3 protein-coding genes and 1 pseudogene are annotated in these 4539 nt (G+C 59.7%); 1 reads left to right on the plus strand and 3 read right to left on the minus strand.

What is annotated here, in order from left to right; translation table 11 throughout:
- Positions 1-280, plus strand: a pseudogene (ppnK, locus tag NW809_RS10905) (NAD(+) kinase); the annotation flags it as partial.
- Here ppnK and NW809_RS10910 read toward each other — a convergent pair.
- The 3 genes from NW809_RS10910 to NW809_RS10920 form a co-directional block, all read right to left on the minus strand.
- Positions 277-1905: an AAA family ATPase gene (locus tag NW809_RS10910; protein WP_414402128.1), complete on the minus strand. Its 1629-nt coding sequence runs from the start codon at positions 1903-1905 to the stop codon at positions 277-279. The pseudogene ppnK and the gene NW809_RS10910 sit on opposite strands and share 4 nt — an antisense overlap.
- A 45-nt stretch (positions 1906-1950) precedes the next feature.
- A complete protein-coding gene (locus NW809_RS10915; RefSeq protein ID WP_414402129.1) occupies positions 1951-3273 on the minus strand; it encodes a pentapeptide repeat-containing protein in 1323 nt (440 codons plus the stop codon).
- 8 nt (positions 3274-3281) lie between these two features.
- The coding region (locus NW809_RS10920; protein ID WP_414402130.1) for an Hsp70 family protein at positions 3282-4539 on the minus strand (1258 nt) is incomplete at its 5' end.

A 4539-nucleotide genomic window follows, 5' to 3' on the forward strand; every position in this document is an offset into this window, starting at 1 on the left:
GATCCCTATCTGTCCCCACTCGATGGCCTCACGGGCTCTGGTCTTTCCCGATTCGGAAGAGGTATGGATCAGCCCCGCCAGCCCTCAGCCGCTGGTTTTGGTAGCGGACGGCAATGCCGGCTGCTACATCCTGCCAGAAGACCAAATTCGCGTTGTCCGCGCCCCCTACTGCACAGATTTGATTCGCCTACGCCGACCGGAGTTTTTCCGCGTCATGCGGGAGAAATTGGGCTGGGGCCTAACCTACGCCTCCAAGCCCACCTCGGTAGAGCTGCCTTAGTTAGAAAACTTAAATGAGGAGGGGCTGTCGACTTCGATGGGGCCCAGCCCTCTTTTTTGCACCAGGGTTTGCAGCTCGTGCACAAGGTGTTGATCTCGGGAGGCCGTTCGGGCCCCGGACTCGGCAGCCCACGCTTTCAAGTCTTGAATCTGGTCGCGGGCGATGGCGGCCAGGGGAACGGTTTGGCGAATGGCGCCGAGAATATCCTCCTGGGTAAACTCGCGGGGCGGATCCTGGTTGAAGGCCATGTGCATGGCATCGTAGATGGTCTGCTCAATTTCTGCGCCGCTGAAGTTTTCGCTGGCCATGGCCAGCTCAGGGTAGGCAAAATCCCGCACGCGGTTGGGCCGCAGCCGCTGGATGTGGACTTGGAAGATCTCCTCCCGCTCCCGTTGGTTGGGCAAATTGACGAAGAAAATTTCGTCAAACCGGCCTTTGCGCAGCAGCTCGGCCGGCAAGATGCGGACATTGTTGGCGGTGGCAACAATAAAAACGGGTTTGGTTTTTTCCTGCATCCAGGTGATCAGGCTGCCGAAGACCCGCTTGCTGGTGCCCGAATCCCCTGAAAACTCGCTGTTGACGCCGCCAAAGGCTTTATCCAACTCATCAATCCACAACACACAAGGGGCCATGGCTTCGGCAATTTGGATCATCTGGCGCACGCGGCTTTCGCTTTCGCCGACGATCCCGCCGAAGAGTCGCCCCACATCCAGCCTGAGCAAGGGCATGCGCCACTCGCGGGCTATGGTTTTGGCACATAGAGACTTGCCGGTGCCCTGGATCCCGGCCAGCAAAATGCCCTTAGGACTGGGCAAGCCATAGGCACGGGCCTGAGCGCTAAAACTGTTGCGGCGTTCTCTAATCCAGGCCTTGAGGTTTTCCAGGCCGCCGACATTTTGCAAGGTTTCCGAAGGGCTGTAAAATTCTAGGATTTCCGTTTGGCGGATGTATTGCTTTTTTTCTTCCAAAACCAGATCGATGTCGCCCTCGCTGACCTTGCCCTTGGCAGCTAAGGCGCGGGCCAGGATGCGTTCAATGCGCTGCCGCGTCAGTCCTTGGCAGGCTCGAACCAGTTGTTCTCGCGCAGGGCTGCTCAGCTCCAGTTGACGGGCAGGGATCGCGTGGGTAATGATCCGCTCAATTTCGGGAATGCTGGGCAGGGGAAAATCATAGACCACAATTTCCTCGCGCAGCTCGGCAGGGACAACGGCTTCTTGGCCCAAGAGGATGATGGACTTGCGGCTGTGGCGGCTCTCTCTGGCCAGGGTTTTCAGGTAGCGGATGACGGGGTAATTGTCCGAGCGTTCCGGATTTCTCAGGGTGGGGTTTAGGTCTTTGAGAACACAAATAACCGCCTCGTCCTCTTTGATGGCGCCGATGCGGCCCAGAGCAGGCATCAATTGGCCTTTGTTTTGGCCGTTATCTGACCAGCCGGAGACGATATCCCAGATTAGGAGTTTGCGCTTGGGCTCGAGGGAATCGGCTAGAACTTGCAGGAGCTCCTCTGCCGGGGCTTCTTCGGGAGTAACCAGGTAGATCAAAGGGTAGCGGGCGCGAACCACTAAGTCCAGCAGTGTGAGGATGTCTTGGTGATTGCTGGCAAAGGCGAGATCTGAGGGACTCATGGATCCACTGAGAGCGGCTGTAGGTAGTGTAGCCAAGGGATCAGGCTAGGGATGGATGGCTCCGTCGGGGAGGATGGCCCCTTTCAAGTCGGCGAATTGATCCCAGCCGGGACTTAGTTTTGCGCCCCATAGGTTTGCCCCCTTTAGGTTCGTGCCACCCAGCTTTGCTCCCCTCAAGTTGGCTCCCCTCAGGTCAGCCCTGCTCAGGTCGGCCCCGCTCAGGTCGGCCCCGCTCAGGTTGGCCCCGCTCAGGTCAGCCCTGCTCAGGTTGGCCTGGCTCAGGTTGGCCCCGCTCAGGTCAGCCCTGCTCAGGTTGGCCCCGCTCAGGTTGGCCCTGCTCAGGTCAGCCCTGCTCAGGTTGGCCTGGCTCAGGTTGGCCCAGCTCAGGTCAGCCCTGCTCAGGTTGGCCCCGCTCAGGTCAGCCTCGCTCAGGTTGGCCCAGCTCAGGTTGGCCCTGCTCAGGTTGGCCTCGCTCAGGTTGGCCCAGCTCAGGTCAGCCTCGCTCAGGTTGGCCCCGCTCAGGTTGGCCTGGCTCAGGTTGGCCCCGCTCAGGTCAGCCCTGCTCAGGTTGGCCTGGCTCAGGTTGGCCCCGCTCAGGTTGGCCTTGCTCAGGTTGGCCCCGCTCAGGTCAGCCTCGCTCAGGTCAGCCCTGCTCAGGTTGGCCTGGCTCAGGTTGGCCCCGCTCAGGTTGGCCTTGCTCAGGTTGGCCTGGCTCAGGTTGGCCCCGCTCAGGTTGGCCTTGCTCAGGTTGGCCTCAATCAGGTCGGCCCAGCTCAGGTCGGCCCTGCTCAGGTCGGCCCCGCTCAGGTTGGCCCCGCTCAGGTTGGCCTTGCTCAGGTTGGCCTCAATCAGGTCGGCCCAGATCAGGTTGGCCTGGCTCAGGTTGGCCTCAATCAGGTCGGCCCTGCTCAGGTTGGCCCCAATCAGGTTGGCCTCAATCAGGTCGGCCCCGCTCAGGTTGGCCCTGCTCAGGTTGGCCCCAATCAGGTTGGCCTCAATCAGGTCGGCCCCCCTCAGGTTGGCCCAGCGGAAATCCCGCTCTCCCGCTTTATACCTTGCTCGGACATCTCCAACCTGTCGGAGGGGAAGTCGATGGGACTTTGCCACCTGCACCTGCTGCGGATCCTTCGATTCCAGCAGCGTCTCCCAAGCCGCAAACTGCACTTCCCAGTTGGGATCATTTCGCAGGGCTTGGATAACAAGCTCGGCCCCTCTGGATCCGTACCTCAGAGCACCCTTGATTGCTTGGATTCTCACCTTGGGATTCGGACTGCCCAGGGCTTGCTCAATGCCCACCAAGCCTCCCATGACCGGATCGGATCCGGCTGGTTGCTGTCCACCCAGAACAGGATCAAAGTTTTCCGCCATCCCTAACCTCAAGTTAACCTTCCAACCACCTGCTGCTGCATAAGGGTCTTTTGAGTTTGCAAATCTACTACCGTTACCCGCAAAGTTCGCCCGGCATCGACGGCAAAGGTGACCTGCAAACGATCCACTCCCACCCGCCCTAGCGGCTTGAGGGGAATGGAAAGCTGGTTGTGGATCCCAAGGGGACGAAAGCTAGAAGCTGCGGTGCTGTTGCGGATCTGCATCCGACCGTCGGGATCGTAAACAACCTCAGTTGCCCCTTCCTCGGCCATCTCACCAACCACCAGGTTGATGTGGCTTTGCCCATTGGCGTTGGCCTGCAAGGGAGGCAGTTCCACCGTGGCAGGATAAGCCGTGCCGCTCTTAAAGAGAGGGAAAAAGTCGGGCGCCTGCAAATAGGGATTCCAGAGCCGCAGGGCATAGGTATGGCGGAGATGATCTTGAAGGCGAGCAAACTGGGTGAAGGCCAGAGCGCCGTGGGCCACTGCCTCAAACGGCTTGTGGTACTTGACCTTGTCGCGGCCAAAGAGGCTAATGACCTGATGCTGCACTCCTGGGATGAGGCTGGTGCCACCCACCAACACCACCTGGTGGATATCTCGTTTAGAGATCCCTTTATTGTGGGCTTTCTCGATGACCTCATCGATGGCTTCTCTCAGCCGCGTCAGCAGGCCGCGCTCTTCCAACAGCTCCTGGAGTTGCTCGCGCTGAAGCGTTAAAGTGTGGGTCTCAAAGGAGTCTTCATCCAGCCAGGCCTCGCTGGCCTGAGAATGGCTGGAGAGGCGGATCTTGAGCCGCTCGGCAACCTCGCACAGAACCTGGAAGCTGTTGGCCGGGACCTGCTGTCGCTTGCGGCCCAACTGCTCCAGCACCCATTCGGCAATCCAGATATCGATATCGACGCCGCCACAGCCATAGGCCCGGTCAGTTTTGGCAATGACCTCAGCTCGGTAAGCAGTGCCCTGCTCTGGCTTCAAGATTTTGACCAAAGAGAGGTCGAGAGTTCCGCCCCCCAAATCGATCACCAAAATCAGGGATCCCGGCTCCTGGATCCCGTAGCCCAAAGCAGCCGCGGTGGACTCGTCGAGGAACACGACCTGTTGGATCCCTAGGGAGCCAAACACCTCTTGCAGGTTGTGCAAATAGCCCTCGTAGGCTCCCACCGGCACGGTCAAGATCACCTTATCGGGCTGCCAGCCCTCTGCCTGGAGTTTGGCAAGAAGCTGCTGCAGAAAGATCCGCGTGGCCTCTTGGGCTGTGTAGGCC

The sequence above is a fragment of the Synechococcus sp. WC101 genome (genome assembly GCF_047461555.1).
Classification (GTDB): Bacteria; Cyanobacteriota; Cyanobacteriia; order Thermostichales; family Thermostichaceae; genus Thermostichus.

What these genes read in the sequence shown, in the direction of transcription:
- NW809_RS10910 (WP_414402128.1), bottom strand. Translation starts at nt 1,905, where the DNA reads ATGAGTCCCTCAGATCTCGCCTTTGCCAGCAATCACCAAGACATCCTC.
- NW809_RS10915 (WP_414402129.1), bottom strand. Translation starts at nt 3,273, where the DNA reads ATGGCGGAAAACTTTGATCCTGTTCTGGGTGGACAGCAACCAGCCGGA.